Source organism: Streptomyces javensis (assembly GCF_039525925.1).
GTDB classification, from domain to species: domain Bacteria; phylum Actinomycetota; class Actinomycetes; order Streptomycetales; family Streptomycetaceae; genus Streptomyces; species Streptomyces asiaticus.
The window spans coordinates 38,457-64,638 of sequence record NZ_BAAAIF010000001.1 but is presented as its reverse complement, the minus strand read 5'-3'; the positions used below and the strand labels follow the sequence as shown (position 1 = coordinate 64,638).

Sequence of the window (26,182 nt, the reverse complement as noted above, 5' to 3'; positions counted from 1 at the left end):
GGTGGGCGGGGGCGGTGCCAGGGTGAGGCCATGGCCGGCCACGGTGCGGGTGACGGCCGAAGCCCACCCTCACCGCTGGAGGAACCCGTGGCCCGTGGCACGTCCCGCCCCCTCGCCCGCGCACACCGGCGGCGTGCCACGGTCCGGGCCGCGGCGGCCCTGCTGCTGTGCGCGGCAGCGGTTCCGGCCTGCGCCTCCTCCGGCGACCACCGGCCGGACCGGGCGGCGTCGGCGGCGGCGCGGCAGAGCGCGCTCCAGGCGTCGGCCGCGGCGCGGAGGAAGGCGGAGCGGAAGGCGGAGCCGACCCGGCTGCTGCCGGGGATGCCGCCCCCGCTGGACCCGCATGACCTCTACGCGGCCGACCGGGCGGGGAAGCTGTCCCGGACGGTGAAGGACTATCCGTCGCGGGTGTATGTGCCCAACACCCTCTCGGACACGGTGAGCGTCATCGATCCGAAGAAGTTCAAGGTCATCCGCACCATCCGGGTGGGCCACCAGCCGCAGCACGTGGTGCCCTCGTGGGATCTGAAGACGCTGTGGGTCAACAACGACCTGGGGAACACCCTCACCCCCATCAACCCCGCCAACGGCCGGGTGGGCCGCCCGGTGGACGTCCACGACCCGTACAACCTCTACTTCACGCCGGACGGGAAGTACGCCGTGGTGATGGCCTCCATGGACCGGGCGCTGGTCTTCCGGGACGCGCACACCATGAAGGTGGTCAAGTCGGTGCCGGTGGACTGCTACGGGGTCAACCACGCGGACTTCTCGCCCGACGGGCGCTACTTCATCGTCTCGTGCGAGTTCTCCGGTGAGCTGCTGAAGGTGGACACGGCGAAGAAGAAGGTGATCGCCAAGCAGCGGCTGCCGATCGCCGGGGCCATGCCGCAGGACGTCAAGATCTCGCCCAACGGCAAGACGTGGTACATCGCCGACATGGTGGCCAACGGCCTGTGGGTGCTCAACGGCGACACCTTCGGCAAGCCCCGGCTGCTGCCCACCGGAAAGGGCACACACGGCCTCTACGTCAGCCGCGACTCCCGCTCCATGTACATCTCCAACCGCGGCGAGGGCACCATCTCGGTGCTGTCCTTCAAGACCGGCGAGCTGGTGCGACGGTGGCGGCTCCCCGGCGGCGGCAGCCCCGACATGGGCGGGGTGTCCACCGACGGCAAGGTGCTGTGGCTCTCGGGCCGCTACAACGCCGAGGTCTACGCGATCGACACCCGCACCGGCCGGCTGCGCGCCCGGATCCCGGTCGGCGGCGGCCCGCACGGGCTCGCGGTCTACCCCCAGCCCGGCCGCTACTCCCTCGGCCACACCGGAATCTTCCGCTGAGGCGGTATTCCCGAGGGGGCCCGCCAGGGCCTGTGAGCATCTGCATAGCCTGCCTATATAGAGGCATGATATAAAAATAGATGTGGAATACACACAGCAGTCCGGTGCCCGGGACTCCGACGCCCCCGCCACCCGTGAGGAGGTCGCGGAGGCGCTGGAGCAGCTGGCGTTCCTCGCGGTGCGCCATCTGACCAACCGGGACATCAGCTTCACCGCGGCCTCGACCCTCGGCCGGCTCAGCCGGGAGGGCCCGGCCCGGCTCACGGCCCTGGCCGCCGACCAGAGCGTCACCCAGCCCTCGATGACCCAGCTCATCCAGCGGCTGGAGCGGCAGGGTCTGGTGACCCGGGTCGACGATCCGCACGACGGGCGGGTGGTCCTAGTGGCGATCACCGACGCCGGGCGGGAGCTGCTCGCCGAGCGGCGCCGCAGCCGTACGAACCGGCTCGCCGAACTGCTGGCCACCCTCCCCCCCGAGGACGAACAGGCACTCGCCACCGCCGTCCGCGCCGCCACCCCCGCCTTCCAGCGGCTGGTCGAGAACGCGGCACGGGCGCGGAAGTCCCCGGGAAACACCGCTTCCTGATCAACCGGCACCCTGCCGCGCCACGGCTCGCCATGTCGTCACGGCTCGGACCCCGAACGACGGAGCAATGATTTGTCCGCTCATTCCAGTACCCCCAACCCCTTCAAGCAGCCGAAGGCCGTCTGGGCGGTCGCCTTCGCCTGTGTGATCTCCTTCATGGGCATCGGCCTCGTGGATCCGATCCTGCCCTCCCTCTCCGCCAAGCTGCATGCCACGCCGAGCCAGGTGTCGCTGCTGTTCACCAGCTATCTGGTGGTCACCGCCGTCGCCATGCTGGTCACCGGGTTCGTCTCCAGCCGGATCGGCGCCAAGCGCACCCTGGTGGCCGGTCTGGTGCTCATCGTGATCTTCAGCGCGGCGGCCGGGGCATCCGGCAGCATCGACGGGATCGTCGGCTTCCGCGCCGGATGGGGGCTGGGCAACGCCCTCTTCATCGCCACCTCACTGGCCGTCATCGTGGGCTCGGCCAGCGGTGGCTTCGCCGGCGCGATCATCCTCTACGAGACCGCGCTGGGCATCGGCATCGCGATCGGGCCGCTGCTGGGCGGCGAGCTCGGCGCGATCAGCTGGCGCGGGCCGTTCTTCGGCGTGGCGGTCCTGATGGCCATCGCGCTGATCGCGACCATCGTGCTGGTCCAGCCCACCCCGACCCCGGCGCGCCGGGCCTCGATCGCCGACCCGATCAAGGCGCTGCGCCACCGCGGACTGCTCATCATGGGACTGACCGCGCTCTGCTACAACTGGGGCTTCTTCACGGTGCTGGGCTACGCCCCGTTCCCGATGGACCTGGGCACCCACGAGCTCGGCTATGTCTTCACCGGCTGGGGTGTGCTCGTCGCCCTCTTCTCGGTCTTCGGCGCCCCCTGGCTCCAGGCGCGGCTCGGCATAGCCCGCTCGCTGTATCTGAACCTGGCGCTGTTCGCCCTCGACATCCTCGTCATCGGTCTCTTCACCGACTCCAAGGCGACGCTGATCGTGGCGGTGATCGTGGCCGGTGCCTTCATCGGGATCAACAACACCATCACCACCCAGGCGGTGATGACCGTCGCCCCCGTCGAACGGCCCGTCGCCTCCGCCTCCTACGGCTTCGTCCGCTTCATCGGCGGCGGTCTGGCCCCGTACGCCGCGGGCAAGATCGCCGAGCACAACGGCGTGCATCTGCCCTTCTACATCGGGGCGGCGGCGGTCGCGCTGGGCATCGGCGTCCTGGCCACCGGGCACTCGCTGCTCGCCGAGGCCGAGCGCGTCCAGGCGGCGGATGCGGCCGGACACACCCCGGCCGAGGAGCGGCGCGAGACGCTGGAGAAGCAGGCGCTGGCCGAGGAGCTCGGCTCGGCGGGCTGACGCGGGACGGGGCCCCGGCGCGGGCCCCGTCTCCCATGGCCCCCGCCAGCCCTCTCGGATCCGCCGGGAAGCTCGGCTCCGCCGGGAAGCCTCAGATCCGCCAGAGCCTCAGATCCGCCGGAGCCTCAGATCCGCCAGGAGCGGATGTGGCTGGCCGCGTCGAAGACATCGGACTTCCCCGAGAGGATGTCGCGGACCAGGTCGATCAGCGCCCCGTACGGCGGGTCGATGCCCTCGCCGGAGGCGTGCATATAGGCGACCGCGGTCGCGGCGGCGAACCGCGCGTTGCTCGCCGGAAGCGGTCTGAGCAGCGCGACGGTGTGCAGCAGGGCCGCGGCCCGCCACGCGGGGTCGGGATCGACGCCCAGGCGCGGCGGGTCGACACGGTGGCGGGCGACGGCCGCGACCAGACCCGAGAAGTCCGAGATGGCCGGCTGTTCCGGCATGACCTCCTCATGGCGCTGCAACAGCCAGGGGACGTCGATTTGCAGCAGCGGGGCCATGGTCAGGCGGCCTGCCCGGGCTGGCGGTGCTCATCGTCGGGGAACGCGTCCGCGAAGGCGTCGGCGTTGTCCGCGAAGAACCGCCGGAAGACCTCGGCCCCCTCCTGTAGAGCGCGGTGACGCGCGATGTCGGCCACGGTCGCCTCACGGACGAGGGCCTTCATGGTGGTACCGCGCTCCTTGGCGATCTGCCGGAGGTCCTCCAGTTCCCGATCGCTGAATTCCACGTTGAGTGCTGACATGGGGACACCCTACTCACCAGGTACCCCGTCAGCAATCGCCGCAGCTCAGATCATGTTTTTGTAGGTACTTGACAATCTTTTTCCAGTCACTGGGGACGGCTGCGGCCGGGGACCGGACCGCCGTCGTGCCCGACCCGGACGAACGGCTCGCACACCTCCCGGTCCAGCAGGCTCCGGTACGCGGCGGGGCGGCGGAAGGCGTCTCCCCAGGCCTCCCGGCGCCGGTTGTCGCGCAGCGCGTCGAGATCGAAGACCGCCGGATATACCCCCTCGGCCTCACCCGCCTCGACCACCAGGGTGTCGCGCGACCGCCCGTCGACGAAGGCGACGCCGTCGTGGGCGACCGAGTGGCCCCAGCCGGGACCGGCGTAGTTGGCCATGGCCATGCCGGTCATGTTCTCCACGGCACGGGAGCGGAACTGGGAGAGCCGGTTGATCTCCAGCTCGCAGGCGTTCGGAGTGAGGACGATCTCCGCCCCGGCGAGCATCAGGGCGCGGGCGCTCTCCGGGAACTCCCGGTCGTAACAGATCATCGCCCCGGTCATCACCTCGCCCACCGCCGTGTCCAGGGCGCACACCTCGAACCCCGCCCCCGGGGTCAGACCGGCCTCGGGCAGGTCGAAGGCGCAGGTGTGCACCTTGGCGTAGGTCAGCACCAGGCGGCCGTGCCGGTCGATGAGGGAGAGGGTGTTGCGCGGCGGCCCGTCCCAACGCTCCAGGTAGGTGAGCGCTATGGCCATCTCGAGTTCGGCGGCCAACTCCCGGAATCGGGTGACGAAGGGCGAGTCGCGGGTGATGGGCTCGCCGAGCCAGACGGGCTCGGGCCACGGCCCGGCCGGGGTGCGGGCGCCGTCCCACAGCGAGGGATGGCGGTAGACGTCGCCGTCGGCGGAGCCCTCGGGGGTGGCGCAGCTGTAGCCGTTGCTCCACATCTCGGGGAAGAGCGCGATGTCCGCGCCGAGCGCCCTGGCCCGGCGGCAGGCCGCCTCGCCCAGGGCGAGGGTCACGCCCAGATCCGGCCCCGGCGGGGTGAGTTGGAGCAGGGCGACGGTGAGGTTGGTCATGGCGGATGCCTCCTTCGGTACCTGATGGCGTGCGGGCGATGCGAAGGAGGTGTCCCGGTGGGCCCCGGGGGCGGGGCGGGTGTCAAAGCACGCCGCCACACTACCCGCGCGCGAAGTGGGTTCGCGAGGGGCCGTCGCCTCCGGATCCCGGCGGCCGGAAGCGGGTAGAGCTGCCCGTACGGCGTGATCGCCGAAGGGACCGGCCACGAGAAATGGGGTACGCGGTGAGGATCGAGTCGGCCGAGGTCGTCGTCACCAGTCCGGGACGCAATTTCACCACTCTGCGCATCGTCACCGAGGACGGTGTCACGGGTCTGGGGGACGCCACGCTCAACGGCCGTGAGCTGGCCGTCGCCTCGTATCTGCGGGACCACGTGGTGCCGCTGCTGCTCGACCGGGACGCCTCGCGCATCGAGGACACCTGGCAGTATCTGTACCGCGGGGCGTACTGGCGGCGGGGGCCGGTGACCATGGCCGCCATCGCGGCCGTCGACACCGCGCTGTGGGACATCAAGGCCAAGGCCGCCGGGATGCCGCTGTACCAACTCCTGGGCGGGGCGTCGCGCAGCGGGGCGCTGGCCTACGGACACGCCTCCGGCCGGGACGTCCCCGAACTGCTCGACTCCGTCCGCGCCCATCTGGAGCAGGGCTATCGCGCGATCCGCGTCCAGACCGGCGTCCCGGGCCTGGCCTCGGTCTACGGGGTGGCCTCCTCCAGCGCGGGGGGCGGGGAGCGCTACGACTACGAACCGGCGCGCCGGGGGTCGGGGCCGCGGGTGCTGCCCGCCGAGGAGAGCTGGGACACCCGGGCCTATCTGCGCCATCTGCCGACCGTGTTCGAGGCCGTCCGGGCGGAGTTCGGCCCGGAGCTGCCGCTGCTGCACGACGGCCACCACCGGATGACCCCGATCCAGGCGGCCCGGCTCGGCAAGGCGCTGGAGCCGTACGACCTGTTCTGGCTCGAGGACGCGACGCCCGGCGAGGACCAGGCCGCGCTGCGGCTCATCCGGCAGCACACCACCACTCCCCTGGCCATCGGCGAGGTCTTCAACCACGTCCACGACTACACCACCCTGCTGAGCGAGCGGCTGATCGACTACGTGCGCTCGGCGGTGACCCACACCGGCGGGGTCACCGCCATGCGCAAACTGCTGGACCTGGCCGCGGTCTACGGGATCAAGTCCGGGATGCACGGTCCGACCGACATCTCCCCCGTGGGCATGGCCGCGGCGCTCCACCTGGATCTGGCCGTCCACAACTTCGGCATACAGGAGTACATGCCGCACACCGCCGACACGCTGGAGGTCTTCCGCACCTCCTTCCGCTTCGAGGACGGGCTCCTGCACCCGTCCGACACCCCGGGCCTGGGCGTCGAGCTGGACGCCGAGGCCGCCGGGCGGTTCCCGTACCAGCCCGCGTATCTGCCGGTGAACCGGCTGGCGGACGGCACGGTGCACGACTGGTGAACGGAGGTACGGTGAACCGCGTCGCCGTGAGTGAGAAGAGGGAGCATGGAGCAGCGTGAGTTCGGCCGGCTCGGCCGCGAGGTCTCGGTCGTGGGCCTGGGCACCTGGCAGCTGGGCGCGGACTGGGGCGAGGTCGGCGAGAACGACGCCCTGACCGTGCTGGACGCGGCCGTCGAGGCGGGCGTGACGTTCTTCGACACGGCCGATGTGTACGGGGACGGGCGCAGCGAGCAGCTCATCGGGCGGTATCTGCGGCAGCGCCCGGACGCCGGGATCTTCGTAGCCACCAAGATGGGGCGGCGGCTGCCGCAGCTCGCGGAGAACTACACCCTGGACAACTTCCGTGCGTGGACCGACCGTTCGCGGGCCAATCTGGGCGTGGACACCCTGGATCTGGTGCAGTTGCACTGCCCGCCGTCCTCGGTGCACTCCTCGGCCGAGGTCTTCGACGCGCTGGACACACTGGTGGCCGAGAAGCGGGTGGCGGCGTACGGGGTGAGCGTCGAGACATGTGCGGAGGCGCTGGCGGCGATCGCGCGTCCGGGCACGGCGAGTGTGCAGATCATCCTCAACCCGTTCCGGCTCAAGCCGCTGGAGGAAGTGGTCCCGGCGGCGCGGGAGGCCGGTGTGGGGATCATCGCGCGGGTGCCGCTGGCGTCCGGTCTGCTGTCGGGGAAGTACACCAAGGACACCGTCTTCGCCGAGAACGACCACCGCACCTTCAACCGGCACGGCGAGATGTTCGACCAGGGCGAGACGTTCTCCGGCGTGGGCTTCGAGGAGGGCGTCGAGGCGGCGGTGGAGTTCGCCGGGCTGGCCCCGCGGGGAGCCACCCCCGCGCAGACGGCACTGCGGTGGATCGTCCAGCAGCCGGGCGTGACCTCGGTCATCCCGGGGGCGCGTTCGCCCGAGCAGGCTCGGGCGAACGCGGCCGCGGCGGGGCTGCCCCCGCTGCCGGGCGCCACGCTGGAGGCCGTCGGCGAGCTGTACGACCGGCGGATCCGGGCCCAGGTGCACCAGCGCTGGTAACGGTGGCACGCGAGGCTCAGAAGCCGGCGTCCGCCGCCCATCGTTCGAGTTCGCGCTGGGCGGCGGCGCGCTGCTCGGCCGAGGGGGCGGCGGTGCCGTCGGCGATCAGCGCGTAGTGCAGGGTGCCGGTGGCCTCGTCGGCCGGGGCGGAGAGCATCAGCCGGTTCCCGTCGCTGTCGCCGCGCTCGGCCGCGGTGGCGACGGGGTGGTCGGCGGTGTGGCCGTGTGCGGTGTACGCGGGCGGGCCGGTGACGGTGCCCAGATCGGAGACGACGGTGGTCCGGGCGGGGTCGAAGTCGCGGGGCAGCCGGAGTTCGGTGGGCGCGTCGGTGGCGCCGTCGGAGCGCCACACCAGCATGCCGTAGCGGCCGGAACCGGTGACCTTGGCGACGTTCGGCAGGCTGCCGGGGACGCGGTCCCAGCTGAGCGTGGTGGAGCCGTCGCGCGCACGGTCCTCGAAGGTGAAGGCGAGGGTGCGGCCCGCGACGGCACGCGGATAGATCCGGTCGAGGAGCCGGGCGTCCTGGCGCGGGACGGCGGTGCCGGAGTCGTCGAGGCGCACGGCCGAGAGGTCCTCGTCGTTCCAGGCGTCGCCCTCGGTGAGGATCTTCCCGGTGTTGCCGTTCATGGCCTCGTGGTGGCGGCCGTTGTAGATGTCCCACTGCCACTGGGTGGAGGAGAGCACCGCGCCGGAGGCGGCCGGCCGGGTCCACCAGGAGGCGCCGGGGAGGCGGGAGTCCAGCGCCTGGTACATGCCCTTGACGACGGTGGGGGCCTTGTCGGAGGTGAAGCCGGCCAGCGGATGGCCGAATTCGCTCATGACGGCGGGCACGCCGAGTGCGGTGGAGCGGTCGCGCAGGGCGCCGAAGTCGCCCGCGTACTGGCCGTCGGCCGCCTTGCCGGGCATGAAGATCCCGGAGATGGCCTTCTGGTCGTAGTAGTGGGTGTTGAAGACGTAGTCGGGGCCGGGCTTTCCGGCGTCGAGGAGTCCGCCCTCCTGGCGCTGGAAGTCCAGATTGGAGTTCCAGAACATATTGGGCTCCACGAAGGCGGGCTTGTCCTGCCAGCCCGCGGCGTCCATACGGGCGCGGAACTTCTCGTAGAAGGGCCACAGCACGCTCTTCTCCCAGGTGCGGCTGTTCTGGCCGTCGTCATACGCGCCCGCGTACGGCTCGTTGAGCGGGTCGAAGCCGACGACGCGGGTGAACTGGTCGTCGGTGAGCTGCCGGGCGAGGTAGGTCATGGTCTTCTCGGCGGTGGCCAGGAAGGCGTCCTGGACACGGACGGTGCCCGCGCCGGTGGTCAGTGCGCGGTTGCGCCAGAAGTCGCGGGTGGCGCTCATGACCGCCTGGTTCTGGGTGATGTTCTGGCCCCAGTGGAAGCAGATGCCGCAGGACTCCTTGGGGTAGCCGCCCGCGTCGATCACCCACTTCGGGGCGCCGTCGCCGCTGTACCAGCTGTCCTTGTCGAAGAGATGGCGGGAGTAGAGGTCCTGGTGGAAGTCGGGGAAGACCCGGATTCCGGCGTCGAGGAACGCCTTCATCTGCGCGGTGGCCTGCTCCAGATAGCCGGTGTCCACCTGGCCGGGCTCGGGCTCGGCATGGGCCCAGGAGAGCAGGAACCGCACCGCGTTGGCGCCGGTCAGGTGGCGCATGGCGGCGGCGGACTTCCTCGCGTCGGCGGTGGTGGCGAACGGGAGCCCGCCGTTCTCCTCCAGTTTGGTCTCGCCGGACACGTTGAAGCCGCGCAGCACGACCTCGCGGCCATGGCCATCGGCGAACCGGGTGCCGTCCACGGTCACCTGGTCCGCCGCCCGGCCGTCGAACCAGGGCGCCTCGGCCGCGGCCGCCGGGGTCCCCGGGGCCACGGCCCCCGCCAGCAGCAGGACGGCCACCCCGAGCAACCGGGTGCGACCCGGTCGGGGGCGGCCGATCCGTATCCCTCGTGTCTCATGAGTCGGCATGGACCTACCGTCCAGTAAACCTGAGGGATCGTCAACTACTCGCGCCCGAAGAACTGTTCGGCAGCGAGGCGATGTGGTTACCGCTGGAATCCGTGCCCCAGGGACGCACCGGCTTCCGGCGCCCCGAGGGAGTCCGGCCCGAAGGAGACGACGCCGCTCGTGGTCAGGCCGCCCGCCTGGCCGCGCAGCACCCAGGCCGCACCGCTGGTGGACTGGGCGCCGTCCTCGTCGGGCGCGCCCACGGCCAGGTCGTCCTTGCCGTCACCGTCGGTGTCGGCGAGCCCGGTCGCCATGGCGAAGTGGTCGCCCGCCTCCGCGACCCCGGGGACACCGGCGGTGTCCTGGGTGAACGCCTGGGCGCCGGTGCCGGACAGCCCGCCCCGGCCGCCGTAGAGCTGGACGACGCTGCCCGCCTCGCCCTGACCGGCCTCCAGGTCCTCGTACGGGATGCCGACGGCGATGTCCGCGTAACCGTCGCCGTTGACGTCGCCGGAGCTCAGCGAGTAGCCGAACTGGTCGCCGTCCTCGTTGACGCCGGGGACGCCCGCGGTGTTCTGGTCGATGGTGGTGGTGCGGGTGGTGCTCGGCCCCGACGCGGTGCCGTAGAGGACCTTGAGCGTGCCGTGGTCGTACGGCAGGTTCTCGACGACGTCACCGGGGACGGTGCGCAGGACCAGATCGCCGTGGCCGTCCTTGTCGACGTCGCCGATGGTCGCGGAGGCGGCGTCGGTGAGGTCGGCGGCCTTCTCCGACAGGCCCTTGTCGTCACCCTTGAAGAACAGGCTGGACTGGGACATCTCCTCGAAGGCGTGGGTGGAGACCAGGTCGTCCTTGCCGTCGCCGGTGATGTCGCCCGCGGTCAGACTGGTCGGCGCGTCGAACCGGCCGGTGTCGGAGAAGGAGCTGCCCGCGTCCTCGCCGTCCCGGGTGAACGGGCCGAGGCGGACGCGCACTCCGGTCTTCTCGTCGTCCGGGCCCTCGCCGGTGGTGACCACGTCGGCCAGGTCGGCCTGGCCGTCACCGTTGAAGTCGCCGCCGGCGATGACGCTGTCGCCCCAGTGGTCGCCGTTGCCGGCGGGCAGCTGGGTGCCGCCGGTCAACCCGTTCGGCGAGCCCCACAGGACGGTGATGGCCGGGGACTTGCCGGTCTGGACCGCCAGATCGGTGTAACCGTCGCCGTCCAGGTCGCGGGCGACGGTGTGGGCCCCGAAGTACGCCGACGCGACGGGGTCGCCGGGGACGCCCTCGGTCGCCTGGCTGACGACCTGGCGGTGGGCGGTGTCCGCGCCGGAGGCGGAGCCGTAGACGACTGCGACATAGCCCGCCTTGGCCTTGCCGCCCACCGCGCCGGTGGGGGCGGAGACTGCGAGGTCGGCGCGTCCGTCCTTGTTGAAGTCGACCTTCGGGGCGGCGGCCGCGGCGGGGCGGGCCCCGGCGGCGCCCGCGGAGGGTACGGCGAGTAAGGCGGGGGTGGTCACAAGTGCGGCCACCGTCGCACAGCGCACGACGGTGGTGAGGGAACGGGGGCGCACACTTCCTCCTGCTCGTTGATGAGCGTTTACCTCATGTACACCCAGCAGGACCCGTGACGCCGCCTCAGGGTTGCACGGACGCTTCCGGCGGTTTCCCTAGTCCATCTCGTTCACATAGCGGAACACGCCCATCATGTGCGTCTCGTCGATCTCCTCCTCGGGCGCCGCCACGCACTCGGCCAGGCGTTTGGTGAGGGCGTCGGCGTCGATGCCGGTGCCGATCATCACCAGCTGGGTGGTGCGGGGCTCGCCGCGCTCCCAGGGCGAGAGCTGGAAGCGGAGGTACGAGCCGACCGCGTGCAGCCCGAACTTCCGCTCCCGGCCCGCGCCCGCGAAGTGGAGGAACCCCTTGGCGCGGTAGAGGCCCACCGGGCGGCTGTCGAGGAAGTCCATCAGCCGGCGCGGATGGAGCGGCTCGGCGGCGGAGAACTCCACGCTCTCGTAGGCGGCGTGGAGGTGCTGGCCGTGGTCATGGCCGTGGCTGTCGTCCCCGCACCCTTCCCCGCACCCGTCGGCGCCGCCCCCCTCGTCGGCCCATACGTCGGCGAACGAGAGCTGCCGGAAGCCTTCCTCGGCGGTCTCGCGGGGCCGGTGGTCGAAGAGGAGGGCGGGGTCCACCCGCCCGTGCGCGGCGGTTACGGCCGGCACGCCGGGGGCGATCTCCTGGAGGGTCTCCAGGAGATCCCGCCGCTCGCGCTCGGCGACGCGGTCGGTCTTGTTGAGCACGACGAGGTCCGCGTCGCGGACATGGCGGTCGAGCTCGGGGTGGCGGACCCGGGTGTCCGGGAACTCCGCGGCGTCCACGACCTCCACCAGGCCGCCGTAGACGATCCGCTCATTGCTGCTGGACAGCAGTGCGCGGATCATGCTCTGCGGCTCGGCGAGGCCGCTGGCCTCGATCACCACGACATCGATGCGCAGCTCGGGATCGGTGAGCCGCTCCAGCATCTCGTCCATCTCGGAGGCGTCCGCCGCACAGCACAGACAGCCGTTCTCGATCGGGATCATCGAATCGACCTGCCCGGCGACGGCCAGGGCGTCGATGTTGATCGACCCGAAGTCGTTGACGATGACGCCGACCCGGGTGTCCACGCTGTCCCGCATCAGATGGTTGAGCATCGTCGTCTTGCCGGAGCCCAGAAAACCCGTGATGAGAATGACCGGAATCCGTTGTGTGGCCAAGGCTGTGTCTCCGTGCGGCGGTCCGTAGTGATCTCGGGCGGACCGCTTATGCTATCCGGCCGCGGGCCGGGCCGGTCCCCGGCCCGCGGACCGTCAGCGAACCCCGTCAGGGGATCTCGATCCCCGCCTCGGCCGAGAGCCGGTCGATCTCGGCCAGCTCGGCGTCGCTGAAGTCGGGCGAGTCCAGCACCGCGACGTTCTGCTCCAGCTGGGCGACGCTGCTCGCGCCGATCAGCACCGAGACCACCCGGGAATCCCGCAGCACCCATGCGAGCGCCAGCTGGGCAAGGGTCTGACCGCGCCCCTCCGCGAGCTTGTTGAGGGCGTGCAGCAGTCCAAGCCGCTCCTCGGTGAGCGTCTCGCGCTTGAGGAAGTGGCCGAGCGCCATGCGTGAATCGGCGGGCACCCCGTGCAGATAGCGGTCAGTGAGCTGCCCCTGCGCCAGCGGCGAGAACGCGATGACCCCGACGCCCGCCTCGGCGGACGCCTGGAGCACCCCGCCCTCGACCCCGCGCTGGAGGATCGAGTACGGATGCTGGTTGATCAGGTACGGGGTGCGCAGCTCCTTCAGGATCGCGGCCGCCTCGGCGATCGCCTCCGGCGGGTAGTTGGACAGCCCCGCGTAGAGCGCCTTGCCCTGCCGCACCGCGCTGTCGAGCGCACCCATCGTCTCTTCCAGCGGAGTGTCCGGGTCGAAGCGGTGGGAGTAGAAGACGTCGACGTAGTCCAGCCCCATCCGGGACAGCGACTGGTCGAGGCTGGCGAGGACGTACTTGCGCGAGCCCCACTCGCCGTACGGCCCCGGCCACATCAGATGTCCGGCCTTGCTCGCGATGAAGAGCTCATCGCGGTAGGGGCGGAAGTCCTGGGCGAAGATCGAGCCGAAGTTGGTCTCGGCGCTGCCGGGCGGCGGACCGTAGTTGTTGGCCAGGTCGATATGGGTGACACCCAGGTCGAAGGCGCGGCGCAGCACCGCGCGCTGGGTCTCCAGGGGGTGGGTGTCGCCGAAGTTGTGCCACAGGCCGAGCGAGACCTTCGGAAGCAGCACACCGCTGCGGCCGCAGCGCTGGTACTGCATGGAGTCGTAGCGGTTCTCGGCGGCGAGGTGGACCATGCGCGTCGTCCTTGTCCGTACGGTGCGGTTGGGAGCGGACGGGCCGTGGGGACGGCCCGCCCGCCTGAGCTTGTCAGCTTTGGGCCAAAGTGGCGACCTCATTAGCGCTGAGTGTCCTGCCGTACACACGGACGTCGTCGAACGCGGCCTTGAGGTACGGGTCCGGGTACTGCGACTTGCCGAGATAGCCGGCGCGGATGTGGTTGCCGAAGTGGACCGGCTCGACGGTGATGGCGGTGTTGCGCCCCACCTCGCGCCCGCCGACGTAGAGGACGGCGGTGCCGCCGCCGTAGGCGACGGCCACATGGACCCACTGGCCGGTGGGCAGCGGGGCGGCCTCGATGCGCTGCTCGGCCCCGCCGCCGCCCGCGGTGATGGCGAAGCGCAGCCTTCCCGAGTCGGCCACGGGGGTGAGGAACATATTGGCGGTGACACCCGTGCCGATGTCGAAGATACGGGTCCAGGTGGCGGGGGTGCCGTCCAGCCGGACCCAGGTGGCCAGGGTGTAGGCACGGGCGCCGGCCAGAAGGTCGTCGGCGAGGACGACATGGCCGTCCGTGCCGTTCAGGGCGACCGCGCCACCGGTTCTGCCCGCCGTCCAGGAGGCGCCCCCGACGAGCCGGGCGGTCTTCCCGCGGCCGGTGGCGTCGGCCGCGGTGGTACCGGAGGACTCGTCGAAGCGGTGCCAGGCGGCGAAGGCGGGCGGCGGGGTGGGCGGCTGCCCGGTCAGCCAGTACACGTTGTAGTGCTGGTGGTGGACGCGGGCGACCGGCAGCAGGGTCACGCTCTCCCCACTGGCGGTGGCGCTGAACCGCAGGGGGCTGGTGGCCGTCCGGGACACGGATCCGGTGTCCAGGCGCGGCATGGTCATCCCGGTGCGGCCGCCGTACGCCCCGGCGAGCACCACGGGCCCGTAGAGCACCGCCTGGACGTCGGGGTCGTCGGGGGTGGGGTCGAACGTCAGCTTCATCGGCAGGGTCACCTCGACCCGGTCGCCGGTCTTCCACTGGCGGTCGATGATCAGCCAACTGCCGGGGGCCGGCCGGTCGGCGAGGGTGGTGCCGTTGAGCGTGGCGCGGGCCCCGGCCGCCCAGGAGGGGATGCGGACGCGCAGTTCGAGGGAGGCCGCGCCGGAGGTGACGGTGAGGGTGGTGGTCTGCTGGTCGGGGAAGCCGGTGGTCTGGCGCCAGGTGATGCCCTTGTCCTGCCAGCGCAGCTCGGAGGGGATGAAGAGGTTCACCAGCAGGCTGCGGTCGGCGTGGGTGTAGATGGTGTCCGCGAACTTGGCCTGGGTCTCCATGCCGCTGCCGTGGTCGCAGGAGAAGTTGTCGTAGTCGGTGGAGTACTGGTTGGGGTCGGTGCCCATGAAGGACGGCTGCTGTTTGAAGGAGCCGGGGGCGAGGCCCGTGTAGTAGATGTTGAAGCCGTGGGCCGAGTCCGGGTCCTGCTCCCCCAGCATCTGGTTGAGCAGGGTGCGCTCGTAGTAGTCGAGCAGGTCCACCCGCTCCGGGGCGTGGAAGTGGATCAGCCGGGTGAGCTTGAGCATGTTGTAGCTGTTGCAGTTCTCGCAGCAGGTGTTGGAGAGCTGGGCGGCGATGGCGTCGGGCTCGTGGAACGCCTCGCCGTTGCTGTTGCCGCCGATGACGTAGGTGTGGTGATCGGTGACGATCTTCCAGAAGTTCTCGCCGATGGTGCGGTACCGGCTGTCGAGCCCCTCCTCCCACAGCCGCATGGCGCCGACCATCTTGGGGATCTGGGTGTTGGCGTGCAACCCGGCGAGCTGGTCCTCGTTGCGGGCCAGCGGGTCGAAGACGCGGGCGTGGGTGAAGCGCTCGGCCACCCTCAGCCAGCGGCTGTCGCCGGTGATGGCGTGGAGATCGGCGAGGACGTCGTTCATGCCGCCGAACTCGGTCTGAAGCACCCGCTGCATCTGGTCGTAGCTGAGCCTGCCGGTGCGGGTGTCGACCCAGGCGGCCTGGCGCTGCACGGTCTCCAGGGCCTCGGCGTTGCCCGCGAGCCGGTACTGGTCGACGAGCCCGGCCATGATCTTGTGGATGGTGTAGTACGGCGCCCACACCCCGGTACCGGCCTCCAGCCGGTCGAAGAAGCTCTCGGGGAACGCCGAGAGATAGCCCTGGCCGTAGCCGGCGGCCGGGGACTTGGCCTGGCAGGCGGCGAGCGCCGAGACCAGCTTGCGGCCCTTGTCGAGCAGGGCGGTGTCCCCGGTGGCCGCGTAGCTGAGGGCCAGTCCGGACAGCAGGTGGCCGGTGCTGTGGCCGCGCAGTTCCGTGCTGGGGCTCTCCCAGCCGCCGCAGGGCTGGGCGCCGCTCGGGAGGCCGACGTTGAGGCGGAAGGTGTGCAGCAGCCGGTCGACGTCGACGAAGCGCAGATAGGCGGTGTTGCGGGACTGGTTGTCCTTGAAGGCGCCGGGGAGCAGGGTCACGGCGGTGAGCGGAAAGGGCTGGGTACTGGTCAGCGCCTTGGGTTTGCGGTGGGTCGCGGCCGGGGTGGCGCCAGTGGCCGCCGCCGCGGCGGTGGATCCGGCGGCGACGGTGAGTGCCACGGCCGCGGCCCCGGAGGCCGTGGTGGCGATGAAGTGCCGTCTGTCGACTGGTTCGCTCATGACTTCCCTCGCTGAGGTTCGAAATTACGAACAATGTCCGACACCGTGTGCACCGTGCCGCGCCGCCACTGCTGGTTGGCGCCGCCGGTGCAGCTCCACTGGAGGAGCGCGGCCTTGTCCGCCGTGGACTCGTCCGCGACATCCAGGCACTTGCCGCTGGAGCGGGCCGTGAACCGGACGTAGCCGTCACCGGTGTCGGTGGCCCGCCATTGCTGGTTCGCCCCCGTGCCACAGGCCGACTGGACCACGGCGGCCCCGTCGGCGGTGGAGCCGCCCGCCACCGTCAGACACTGGGAGCTGTGCCGGGCGACCAGCTGGACCTGGCCACCGCCCACGTCCTTGGACCAGAACAGCTGATTGCCACCGCCGTTGCAGGTGTACTGCACGGCCCCGGCGCCCTCGGTCTGTGAGCCGGAGACGATGTCGGCGCACTTGCCGCTGTGCCGCGCCGTGAGCGTGGTGTACGGACCGCCGGAGCCGGTCACCGTGCCCGCCGCCGTGTCGATGGTGAGCTGCGGATACCAGTCCATGGTGAGGGTGGTGGCGCTGGGGAAGGCCAGCGGCAGCCAGACGTAGCGCGAGTCGTTGACGGTGCCGCCGAAGGAGTTCCCCCAGCGGTCGCCCAGATAGAGGTACGAGGTGGTGCCGCTGCCCTGCACCGGCAGGACGTACGCGGTCTGCGAGCCGTAGGCGGTGGCGTCGCCGACGTTGCGCATCGCGCTCCAGGGGCCCGCCAGGCTGGTGGCGGTGGCGTACTGCTGCTGGTTGGGGTTCCAGCCGGTGGCACCGGAGGTCAGCATGAAGTACACGTTTCCGCGCTTGAAGAGCGCCGGTGCCTCGCGGTGGCCGCCGGGCCAGGGGTTGGCCACCAGGCTCGCCACCCCGGTGTAGTCGTCGGTCAGCCGGTAGATGTGCAGGTCGTAGTTGTCCCGGGCGGCCGAGACCATGTATCCGGCGCCGTCGCCGTCCTGGAAGAGGGTGATGTCCCGGGACATGTGCTGGCCCAGCGGGCGGAAGCTGCCCCGCCAGGTGTAGTCGCCGTCGATGGTGGCGGAGGTGGCGACGGCCGCGCGCGCCTCGCTGTAGTCGCTGCCGTTCTCCTTGTGCATCCACATCACGTACTGCCTGGTCCGCTCGTTGTAGAGCACCTTGGGCCGTTCGATGTTGGCGGAGGCCAGCTCGGGGTCGGTGGCCTCGGTGAGGACGTGGCGGCGGAACTCCCAGGTCTTCAGGTCAGTGGAGCGGTAGGCGGAGACATAGCGGAAGGTGTTGTCGGCGTTGCGGTCCTCGCCGAACCAGTAGTAGTAGCCACCGGACTTGATGACTCCCCCGCCGTGGGCGTGCACCACTTCGCCCGATGTGGTGGTGAACTGGGTGCCGTTGGCGACGGTGACGGGGGCGGCCTGCGCCGCGCCGGCTCCCGCCAGCGGGGCGAGCAGCCCGAGGACGGCGGCCACGACGAGGGCCCACGGATGTGCTCCGGGACGTCCGCGCATCACACGGCCTCCTTCAGGACGGTGAAGTGGCGGGCGAATCCGGTGAGTCCGGGCAGCTCCCGGATCGGGGTCCAGGTCCGGAAGCCGTCGAGGCTGTCGCTGTAGTAGTACTTCTGCTCGGTGTAGCCGTCGAAGTAGATCCGCCAGCCGCCGTTGTCCAGGCGCACCAGCGCGGGGCCCTCGCGCCAGCTGCCCCAGCCCGCCCAGTCGCCGGTGCCGCGGAAGGTGTACGGCCCGCCGAGACTGTTGGCCGTGGCGTGCTCGATGTACTTGGTCGTCTCCTGCTTGGTGAAGGCGTGGTACTGCCCGGCGTGGCGGACCACGAAGGTGTCGATGTAGTTGGCGGTGTCCAGGCCCTTCAGCGGTGTGGGCGTGGTCCAGGACGACAGCGAGGCGTTGGTGGCGGTGAGCAGATGCGGCCGGAAGATGTAGTCGGGCGTGGAGGTGGTGTCCAGCGAGACGACGATGTGCACCCCGCCGCCGTCGTCCACGAAGAACTCCGGCGCCCAGGTGCGCTCGAGACCGGCCACCGGGAGGGTGTGATCGCGGACGAAGGTCCAGTTGACCCGGTCGCGGCTGCGCGCGAAGCCGATGGTGTTCCCGGTCCAGTTGGTCGTGTAGACGATGTAGTAGTAGCCGTCGGTGTGCTTGATGACGCTGGGGTCGCGGATCAGCCCGGACGGCGGGGTGTAGGCGGGCCCCTTGAGCAGCGTGTACGTGGTCGCGTCGGACGACTGGTAGACGTACATGTTCGACTCGCTGCTGTTGGTGAACGCCGTCATGGTGAAGCGGGTGGCGGCCGTGGTGTCCCGCGCGGGCGCGTCGGCCACGGGCACACCGAAGTCCGGGGTGCCATCGGCCTTCCAGCCGAGCGCCTGGACGCGGGTGTGCCGGTTGGGGTCGTTCAGCGGGTCGCCGGTGATGTCCTTGTACTGGCGGGCGTGGTAGACGAGGAGGTCGGTGCGGCCGTCCTCGGCGACGGTGAACGAGTTGTGGCCCGGCCCGTACTGCTTGGTGGTGTCATTGCTGGTGAAGACCGGCCGCGGGCTCTTCTTCCAGGACGACGCGGCGAGCAGATCGCTGCCCGCGGAGGCGGTCAGCAGCCCCATGCAGTAGTTGGCGTCGGTGGCGCTGGCGGAGTAGGTGAGGAAGACCCTGCCGTTCCGCTGGAGGACCGAGGGGCCCTCGTTGACCTTGAAGCCACGGGTCTCCCAGTCGTACGTCGGCCGGGAGATCTCCACCTGGGGCCCGGTGACGGTCCACGGATTGGCCATCCGGGCGAGGTAGATGCTCGAGTTGTTGCCGACGTCCGGGTTGCTCTGGGCCCAGACGAGATAGCGGGTGCCCTGGTGGGTGAAGGTGGAGGCGTCGAGGGAGAAGGAGTCGACGGGCGTGACGACGCGGCCCTTCTCGGTCCAGGTCCCGGCGAGGGGGTTGGCGCTCGCGTTCTCCAGCACCCACATCCGGATCTTCCAGACGTCGTCGGCGGGCGCCGAGGCGAAGTAGATGTACCACTTGCCGTCGATGAAGTGGATCTCCGGGGCCCATATGTGGGCGCCCATGTCGCCGCTGGTGTGCTTCTTCCAGATCACCGACTCGGCGGCGGTGGCCAGGCCGCCGATGGCCCTGGAGCGCCGCAGGACGATGCGGTCGTACTCCGGGACGGTGGCCGTGAAGTAGTAGTAGCCGTCCGTGTGCCTGAGGATGTGCGGATCGGCGCGCCGGCGCACCAGCGGATTGGCGTACCCGGCGGCCTTGGCGGCCGCCCGCGGCGTGGCAGGGGTGGCGGCCTCTTGCGGCGCGCCGGGGGTGGCGGCCCGCGCGATGCCGGGTGTTCCGGCGGCCGCCCCCAGGACGAGGGCGCCCATCACCACGCGTCTGCGGCTGGGCTGGTGCTCTTCGCTGCGGCTCATACGGTTCTCTCCTGCTCTGGCGGATGATGCGCCTGACGTCGGACGGGCTTGATGCCGGCTATCGGACGGGGTCGATACCGGCCTGCGTCGGGCGGATCTTCTGGATGGTGCCGTCGGGGTCGAACCGCATCCGGTCGATGGCGACCTCACGATGGGTGCCGTCGCCGCCGGGGCGAGCGAAGCGGTGGTAGACGATGTACCACTCGTCGCGGCCCGGGACCTGGATGACGGAGTTGTGGCCGGTGCCGAGGATCTGATCGCCGGGGTCCTTGGCCAGCACCGGGTTGCCCGCCGCCTTGTCGAACGGGCCGAGCGGCGAGTCGGAGACTCCGTAGGCCACGCGGTAGTCGGGGCTGCGGGTGTCGTCCTCCGACCACATCGCGTAGTAGCGGCCCGCGCGCTTGAAGACGGTCGGGGCCTCGTTGTAGCCGGGCGGGGTGATCTTCACCGGCTGGGTGGCGAAGGAGACCATGTCGTCGTTCAGCCGGGCCGCCTCGAGGGCGCCCTGCCCGAAGTAGAGGTAGGGGGTGCCGTCGTCGTCGACGAAGGCGTCCGGGTCGATGGACTGATGGCCGAACTGCCCCTTGGCGACCAGCGGTTTGCCGAGGGCGTCGGTGAACGGCCCCTGGGGGCTTGAGGACTTGGCGACGCCGATGGACTGGCAGGCGCTGAAGTACATCCAGTAGGTGTCGCCCTTCTTCACCACCGAGGGGGCCCAGGCGTTTTCGTGGCACCAGGAGACATCGGCGAGGTCGAGGGCGGGGCCGCGGTCGGTCCAGTGGACCAGGTCGGGTGAGGAGAAGCCGTTGAAGCGGGTGCCGCTCCAGCCGGGGTGGCCGTCCTCGGTGGGGTAGATCCAGTACCGCCCCTCGGCGTACAGCACATCGGGGTCGGCGTGGTAGCCGGGCAGCGCGGGGTTGGCATCGCCGGGCCGCTCGGTGGCGGTCTCACGGATGACGGTGCCGTGGCGTACCACCCCCGACAGGCCGGGCAGTTCCCGTTTGGGCGTCCAGTGCTCCAGGTCGGGGCTGTCGCTGTAGTAGTACTTCTTGACGGTGTAGCCGTCCATGAACATGCGATAGCCGCCGCCGGGCAGGGCGACGACGGTCTGGCCCTCCAGCAGGCTGCCCCATCCCGCCCAGTCGCCCTTGCCGGTGAAGCGGTACGGGCCGGTGACGCGGTCGGCGACGGCGTGCTCGATGAGTTCGCCCGTGGCGTTCTTGGTGAACGCGTGATATGTGGCGCCCTTACGGACCACGAAGGTGTCGATGTAGCCGTTGTAGTCGCTCTCGCTCGGCGAGATGCCCTCGAGCGGCTGGGGCTTGCTCCACTTGGTGAGGGTGTCGTCGAGGGCGGTGAGGACGTAGGGCTGGAAGTGCCGGTAGGCGGTGGGCCCGGTGGACAGCGAGACGACGATACGGACCTTGCCGTCGGGCGCGTCGGTGAAGAACTCCGGTGCCCAGGTGTTGTTGGCGGCCACGCCGTGGTCGATGTCGGCGAGATGGGTCCAGGTGCGGCGGTCGTCGCTCACCGCGAGGCCGAAGGTGGTGCCGGTCCATCCGGTGGTGTACGCGACGTAGTAGCGGCCGCCGCGGTGGATGACGCTGGGGTCACGGACGAGACCGGAGGGCGGGGTGTACGCCTTGTCCTGGATCGACCAGAAGTTTTCCGCGTCGTCGGACCCGTAGACGTACATATTGCTCTCGCCGCTGTTCGTGAAGGCGGTGAACAGATAGCGGGAGACGGTGGTGGGCTGCCGTGCGGCGCGTCCGCTCCCGTCGCTCCGGTGGTGCTCCGCGGCGTGCACACGGTTCGCGGTGAGGGGGGCCACGAGGGCGAGGGCGGCCAGCAGTGCGAGCAGCACTGTCGGCGCTCTCCAGGGTCGGGTGGCATGCGGGGGCATCAGAGGGGCTCCTGCGACTCCGAAGTGATCGAATTTGTTCGGAGATTAAGGGTTCTGATGACTTCCGACAGCCCCTGGAGAGGGTGCGAAAGTTTCGAAAACCGCGGGGCCCTGGAGGACGCGCGATGAAGTGGTGGGGGGAGGGGCCGGGTCAGACGAAGGTCTGGCGTTGCAGCCAGAGGTCCCTGGCGGTTCCGCTGCCCTGGATGAAGACGTAGAGCAGGTTCTCCTCGTTGAGGATGGGGACGCCGACGCCCGCGGAGCCGACGACCCCGCCCAGGGACTGGAAGCCGCTGTACGCCGTGCCGTTCTCCGTGTTCTGCACGGCGACCCACAGGGCGTTGTCGGTGGCCTTGATGAACACGTTGATCCGGCCGTCCTGGGCCAGGGCGCAGGTGGGCCGCCAGACGATCTGCGCGCCGAGGCTCACGGGGGCGCCGAACGTGTCGTAGTCATCGTTCTGTCCGACCCGCCGGACGGACCCGTCGGAACCCCGGTAGAAGATCTGCACCCGTCCCGCCGCGTCCGGACACACCGACGGACGGCTGGTCACATTGGAGGCATTGAGGGAGAACATCTCCCAGATGGAGGAGTTCTCGGTCTGCTGCTGGATGGTGTAGAGGGTCTCGCCCGCGCCCTTGACCGCCACCACGAGCCGCCCTCCTCCGTCGAGAATGGGCGAGGGTGTGGCGAAGATGGCACCCCCGAGCGATGCCGCGGAGCTGTAGGTCTCGTACTGGAGATCCTGATTGCGGATGTACCACAGGGCGCTGTCGTTGCCGGGGAAGAACACATAGATGCGGCCGTCGGCGCCGAGCGCCGCCGCCGGGTCGTCCCCGATGCCGGTGACCAGGGTCTGGGGTGGCCCGTACCCGGAGTTGATGGAGGTCTGGGTGATGACCTCCAGATTGTTGCTCGGGGTGCGGTAGAAGACCCGGACCTTTCCGTCCTTGCCCCGGATCGGCGCCGGGATGCCGTCGACGGACAGGCCCGGGTATTGCTGCCACGGCCCCCAAGTGCCGTCGCGGGCCTCCACCCTGCTCCACAGGACGTTCGACCCGCCCCGGATGAAGACCTGCACCCGGTCGTCGGCGAACGTGACCGGGGCGGGCTCGGAGTGGATGCCGCCCTGGAGATTGATCCAGGTGCCCCAGACGGTGCCGGGAGTGGTGGAAACGACCATGAGAGGACCTCCCTCTTCTCATGAGGTCTCGTGAGACCTCGTGAGGCCACGAGAGTCGCGGATACCCTGTCAATTCCCGGGGCAAGCATGGCGAATACCCGAAGAAAGCAAGATGTACGGATATGACCGACTCATTGCCATGAGCGGTCGCTATCGGATTGGACGCGCTCGCTTGCTTCGAGAATTCGTCGCGCGGAGGAGCGATACTGATCGCGGACCCGGCGGCACCCAACGGCCCTGCGCCTCTGCACCTCTGCGCCTCCGCGCCTCCGCGCCTCCGCGTCAATTGACCTTCCCCCTTGGGGAAGCCCGAGCATCGTGGTCGCCGGGCGAGGTGCCCGGCGACGAGGAGGGCGAGCATGGGGCTGCTGACCATCGGTGCGTTCGCGAGGGCCTCTCGGCTGTCCCCCAAGGCGCTCCGCCTGTACGACGAGCTCGGGCTGCTGCCGCCCGCCCGCGTCGATCCGTACTCCGGCTACCGCCTCTACGATCCGGCCCAGCTGGAGCGGGCCCGTCTGGTGGCGTGGCTGAGGCGGCTCGGCATGCCGCTGGCCGACATCCGGGCGGTGTGCGAGCTGCGACCGGAGGCGGCGGCGCGGGAGGTGCGCGCGTACTGGGCGCGGGTCGAGGCCGACACCGCCGCCCGGAGGGACCTGGCCGCCTTCCTCGTCGACCATCTGTCCGGGAAGGACGTCACGATGTCTCCTGACCACACCACCCTGGGGATCCGCTACGCCGTGCTCTCCGACACCGGCTCGGTCCGGGAGAGCAATGACGACGCGGGCTACGCCGGTCCGCGCCTGCTCGCCGTGGCCGACGGATTCGGGGGCGGACGGCACGCCGGCGAGGCGGCGATCGAGGCGCTGAAGCCGCTGGACTCGGGCGTCCCCGGCGGGGAGTTGCTCAGCGCTCTCGAAGAGGCGGCGCACCGGGCCCGCGAGTCGGTCTCCGCGCTGGCCGCCTCCGACCCCGCGCTGCGGGACGTCGGCACGACGCTCACCGCGATGGTGTGGTCGGGCTCCCGTCTCGGCCTGGTCCACATCGGCGACTCGCGCGCCTATCTGCTGCGGGACGGTGAGCTCTTCCAGATCACCCATGACCACACCGTGGTCCAGTCGCTGGTCGACGAGGGGCGGATCACCCTCGAGGAGGCCGCCTCACACCCCCAGCGGGCGCTGCTGCTGCGGGGCGTCGGCGGCGGTTCGGCGTTCGAACCGGACTTCGCCCTGCGGGACGCCCGCGCCGAGGACCGCTATCTGCTGTGCTCGGACGGGCTGACGGGGGTCGTGCCCACCGAGGAGATCCAGCGCGTGCTCGCCTCGGAGGACGACCCGGGCCGGGCCGTACGGGAGCTGATCGCCCTCGCCAACCGCGCGGGCGGGCCCGACAACGTCACCTGCGTGGTGGCCCATGTGGCCGAGCAGACGGCGCTGACCTCGGTGCAAGCCACCGCTCCCGCCGTCTCGCGGCCCGCCGGTTCCGGTTGTTGAACGTTGATGAATGGCGCGTGCAAGGTCTTGTCGGCCGGAAGAACGCGTCCATATGCTCGCGACGGAAACCGGTTTCCACTCCTGCGTGACCGGGAGACGGGCATGGCCGGCGGCGCGGCGTAAGGGGTGGGCGGATGTCCGCAGGTCCGATCCGGCTCTCCAGGGAAGCGCGCACCGCGCTCCGCCCGGCGACCGCGGCGCGGATCACCGGCGGCTTCTGGGCCGCCAGACGCCGCGCCAACGCCGAGGTGAGCGTGGCCCAGGGGCCGGACCGGCTGGAGCGGGCGGGCAATCTCGCCAACCTCCGGGCCGCCGCGGGAGCGGCGCCGGAGGAGTCCGGCTTCCGGGGCGACTTCCCGTTCCAGGACTCCGATGTGCACAAGTGGCTGGAGGCGGCGTCCTGGCAGCTGGCCGACGGCGGCGAGGGACCGGCCGAGGAGGAGCTGTCCCGGCAGGTGGAACGGCTGGCCGGGCTGGTCGCGGCCGCCCAGGCCGAGGACGGCTATCTCCAGACGTACTACCAGCTCGGCCCGGGCGCCCGGCGGTGGGCGGATCCGCACTGGGGACACGAGCTCTACTGCGCGGGCCATCTCCTCCAGGCCGCGGTCGCCCACCACCGGGCCACCGGCCGGGACGGGCTGCTCGATGTGGCGGTGCGGTACGCCGATCTCATCGACGCCACGTTCGGGCCCGGCAAGGACGAGACGGTGTGCGGACATCCGGAGATCGAGACCGCGCTGGTCGAGCTGTACCGGGAGACCGGTGAACGGCGCTATCTCGAGCTGGCCGGGTACTTCGTGGACCGGCGCGGGCGCGGCAGCCTCGGCGACGGCCCGCCGGAGGGCTCGCCCGGCCCCCGCCCCGGGGCGCCCTACTGGCAGGACCACGTCCCGGTGCGGGAGGCGACGGCGGTCGCCGGGCACGCGGTGCGCCAGCTGTACCTCCTGACCGGGGCCGCCGATGTGGCGGCGGAGACCGGCGACGAGGGGCTGCGGGACGCCCTGGTGCGGCTCTGGGAGGACATGGCCGCGACAAAGACCTATCTGACCGGCGGGGTCGGCTCACGGCACGAGCTGGAGTCCTTCGGGGACGCGTACGAGCTGCCGCCGGACCGGGCGTACGCCGAGACCTGCGCGGCCATCGCCGCCATCCACTTCGGCTGGCGGATGGCGCTGCTGACCGGGGAGGCCCGCTACAGCGATCTGGTGGAGCGGACCCTGTTCAACGGCTTCGCGTCGGGGGTGTCGATCGACGGTGAGCGCTGGCTCTATGTGAACCCGCTGCGGGTCCGTCACGACGATGAGAACCGTAAGGACGACGAGAACCGTAAGGACGACGAGAACCGTAAGGACGCCTTCGGCGACCGGAGCGCACACCGGACGCCGTGGTTCCGGTGTGCCTGCTGCCCGCCCAACGTCATGCGGCTGCTGGCCTCACTGCCGCACTACATGGCGAGCGGTGACGCCGAGGGGCTCCAGCTGCACCAGTACGCTTCCGGCTCGTACGAGGCGGGCGGCGGCGCGGTGCGGGTGGGGACCGGCTACCCCTGGGAGGGGCGGATCGCGGTGGTCGTGGACGCGGCCCCGGCGGACGACGACTGGACGCTGTCGCTGCGCATCCCGCACTGGGCGCGGACATACGAGGCGACGATCGGTGGGGAGCCGGTGGCCGAGCGGGCCGAGAACGGCTGGCTGCGGCTGCGGCGGCGCTGGCGGCCCGGTGCGACGGTCGTGCTGAGCCTGCCCCTGGACCCCCGGCTCACCCGGCCCGATCCGCGGATCGACGGGGTGCGCGGCTGCGCCGCGATCGAGCGCGGCCCCCTGGTGTACTGCCTGGAGCAGCCCGATCAGCCCGCCGGGCTGCGGCTGGACGACATCGACCTCGACCCGGATGCCGCGCTGATCCCGGAGCACCGGCCGGAGCTGCTGGGCCGGGTGACCGTGATCACCGCCCTGGCCCTCCCCCACGCCCCCGCGCGCGACGGCTGGTGGCCGTACCGGAGCGGCGGTACGGGCCCCGGCGGGGCCGCGGGCGGCGCGAAGGCCCCCGAGCCGGTCCCGGTGACCGCGATCCCGTACTACGCATGGGCGAACCGCGAGCCCGGCGCGATGCGGGTGTGGATCCCGGTCCGGGACCAGCCCGGCTGACGGTCCGGGCACCGCCCGGCTGACCCTCGCCGACCTGGGCCTGGATCGCCCCGCACCCGCCGGA

Annotated in this window: 19 protein-coding genes; 7 read left to right on the top strand and 12 right to left on the bottom strand. The window is 70.8% G+C overall.

Annotated elements, in window-relative coordinates; genetic code table 11:
- The first annotated feature begins 87 nt into the window (after positions 1 to 87).
- The 3 genes from ABD329_RS00215 (at position 88) to ABD329_RS00205 (ending at position 3,268) form a co-directional block, all read left to right on the top strand.
- Positions 88 to 1,338: a YncE family protein gene (locus ABD329_RS00215; protein ID WP_198275008.1), complete on the top strand. Its 1,251-nt coding sequence runs from the start codon at positions 88 to 90 to the stop codon at positions 1,336 to 1,338.
- 82 nt (positions 1,339 to 1,420) lie between these two features.
- Positions 1,421 to 1,924 carry a MarR family transcriptional regulator gene (locus ABD329_RS00210; protein ID WP_198275007.1) on the top strand — a complete coding sequence of 168 codons (504 nt, stop codon included), beginning with the start codon at positions 1,421 to 1,423 and terminating at the stop codon, positions 1,922 to 1,924.
- A gap of 72 nt (positions 1,925 to 1,996) precedes the next feature.
- Positions 1,997 to 3,268, top strand: a complete 1,272-nt coding sequence (locus tag ABD329_RS00205; protein ID WP_198275006.1) for an MFS transporter — start codon at positions 1,997 to 1,999, stop codon at positions 3,266 to 3,268.
- 125 nt (positions 3,269 to 3,393) lie between these two features.
- On the opposite strand, the gene ABD329_RS00200 is transcribed toward ABD329_RS00205, so the two are convergent.
- The 3 genes from ABD329_RS00200 to ABD329_RS00190 all read right to left on the bottom strand — a co-directional run bounded on the left by ABD329_RS00200 (position 3,394) and on the right by ABD329_RS00190 (position 5,077).
- On the bottom strand, positions 3,394 to 3,771 hold the full coding sequence (locus ABD329_RS00200; protein WP_138910419.1) for a toxin Doc: 378 nt from the start codon (positions 3,769 to 3,771) through the stop codon (positions 3,394 to 3,396).
- Between the two features lie 2 nt (positions 3,772 to 3,773).
- A complete protein-coding gene (locus ABD329_RS00195) occupies positions 3,774 to 4,013 on the bottom strand; it encodes a hypothetical protein (protein WP_020865818.1) in 240 nt (79 codons plus the stop codon).
- An 86-nt stretch (positions 4,014 to 4,099) separates the two neighbouring features.
- Positions 4,100 to 5,077, bottom strand: coding sequence for a carbon-nitrogen hydrolase family protein (locus ABD329_RS00190; protein WP_198275005.1), 978 nt, complete (start codon positions 5,075 to 5,077; stop codon positions 4,100 to 4,102).
- Positions 5,078 to 5,301: 224 nt separating this feature from the next.
- Between ABD329_RS00190 and manD the strand changes: the two genes are divergently transcribed.
- Both manD and ABD329_RS00180 read left to right on the top strand, forming a co-directional pair.
- Positions 5,302 to 6,543, top strand: a complete 1,242-nt coding sequence (gene manD, locus ABD329_RS00185; protein WP_344315761.1) for a D-mannonate dehydratase ManD — start codon at positions 5,302 to 5,304, stop codon at positions 6,541 to 6,543.
- 45 nt (positions 6,544 to 6,588) lie between these two features.
- The gene (locus ABD329_RS00180; RefSeq protein WP_198277324.1) at positions 6,589 to 7,572 is read left to right on the top strand and encodes an aldo/keto reductase; all 984 of its coding nucleotides are present in this window, start codon (positions 6,589 to 6,591) and stop codon (positions 7,570 to 7,572) included.
- Positions 7,573 to 7,588: 16 nt separating this feature from the next.
- On the opposite strand, the gene ABD329_RS00175 is transcribed toward ABD329_RS00180, so the two are convergent.
- The 9 genes from ABD329_RS00175 to ABD329_RS00135 form a co-directional block, all read right to left on the bottom strand.
- The gene (locus tag ABD329_RS00175; RefSeq protein ID WP_344315760.1) at positions 7,589 to 9,535 is read right to left on the bottom strand and encodes a cellulase family glycosylhydrolase; all 1,947 of its coding nucleotides are present in this window, start codon (positions 9,533 to 9,535) and stop codon (positions 7,589 to 7,591) included.
- A gap of 77 nt (positions 9,536 to 9,612) precedes the next feature.
- Positions 9,613 to 11,067, bottom strand: coding sequence for an FG-GAP-like repeat-containing protein (locus tag ABD329_RS00170; protein ID WP_198277326.1), 1,455 nt, complete (start codon positions 11,065 to 11,067; stop codon positions 9,613 to 9,615).
- Positions 11,068 to 11,163: 96 nt separating this feature from the next.
- A complete protein-coding gene (locus ABD329_RS00165; RefSeq protein ID WP_198277327.1) occupies positions 11,164 to 12,249 on the bottom strand; it encodes a CobW family GTP-binding protein in 1,086 nt (361 codons plus the stop codon).
- Between the two features lie 106 nt (positions 12,250 to 12,355).
- Positions 12,356 to 13,363, bottom strand: coding sequence for an aldo/keto reductase (locus tag ABD329_RS00160; protein WP_198277328.1), 1,008 nt, complete (start codon positions 13,361 to 13,363; stop codon positions 12,356 to 12,358).
- Between the two features lie 73 nt (positions 13,364 to 13,436).
- On the bottom strand, positions 13,437 to 15,986 hold the full coding sequence (locus ABD329_RS00155; protein ID WP_198277329.1) for a glycoside hydrolase family 127 protein: 2,550 nt from the start codon (positions 15,984 to 15,986) through the stop codon (positions 13,437 to 13,439).
- Complete coding sequence (locus ABD329_RS00150; protein WP_198277330.1) at positions 15,983 to 17,482, bottom strand: RICIN domain-containing protein; 1,500 nt, start codon at positions 17,480 to 17,482, stop codon at positions 15,983 to 15,985. The genes ABD329_RS00155 and ABD329_RS00150 overlap by 4 nt, the downstream gene beginning before the upstream one ends.
- On the bottom strand, positions 17,482 to 19,395 hold the full coding sequence (locus ABD329_RS00145; RefSeq protein WP_198277331.1) for a family 43 glycosylhydrolase: 1,914 nt from the start codon (positions 19,393 to 19,395) through the stop codon (positions 17,482 to 17,484). The genes ABD329_RS00150 and ABD329_RS00145 overlap by 1 nt, the downstream gene beginning before the upstream one ends.
- Before the next feature lie 58 nt (positions 19,396 to 19,453).
- A complete protein-coding gene (locus ABD329_RS00140; protein ID WP_344315759.1) occupies positions 19,454 to 21,298 on the bottom strand; it encodes a glycoside hydrolase family 43 protein in 1,845 nt (614 codons plus the stop codon).
- A gap of 151 nt (positions 21,299 to 21,449) precedes the next feature.
- On the bottom strand, positions 21,450 to 22,481 hold the full coding sequence (locus ABD329_RS00135) for a DUF8189 domain-containing protein (protein ID WP_198277333.1): 1,032 nt from the start codon (positions 22,479 to 22,481) through the stop codon (positions 21,450 to 21,452).
- A gap of 359 nt (positions 22,482 to 22,840) precedes the next feature.
- Between ABD329_RS00135 and ABD329_RS00130 the strand changes: the two genes are divergently transcribed.
- A complete protein-coding gene (locus ABD329_RS00130) occupies positions 22,841 to 23,971 on the top strand; it encodes a MerR family transcriptional regulator (protein ID WP_198277334.1) in 1,131 nt (376 codons plus the stop codon).
- 134 nt (positions 23,972 to 24,105) lie between these two features.
- Entirely contained in the window at positions 24,106 to 26,118 is a 2,013-nt protein-coding gene (locus tag ABD329_RS00125) for a glycoside hydrolase family 127 protein (protein WP_344315758.1), read from the top strand.
- The last annotated feature ends 64 nt before the right edge of the window (positions 26,119 to 26,182 follow it).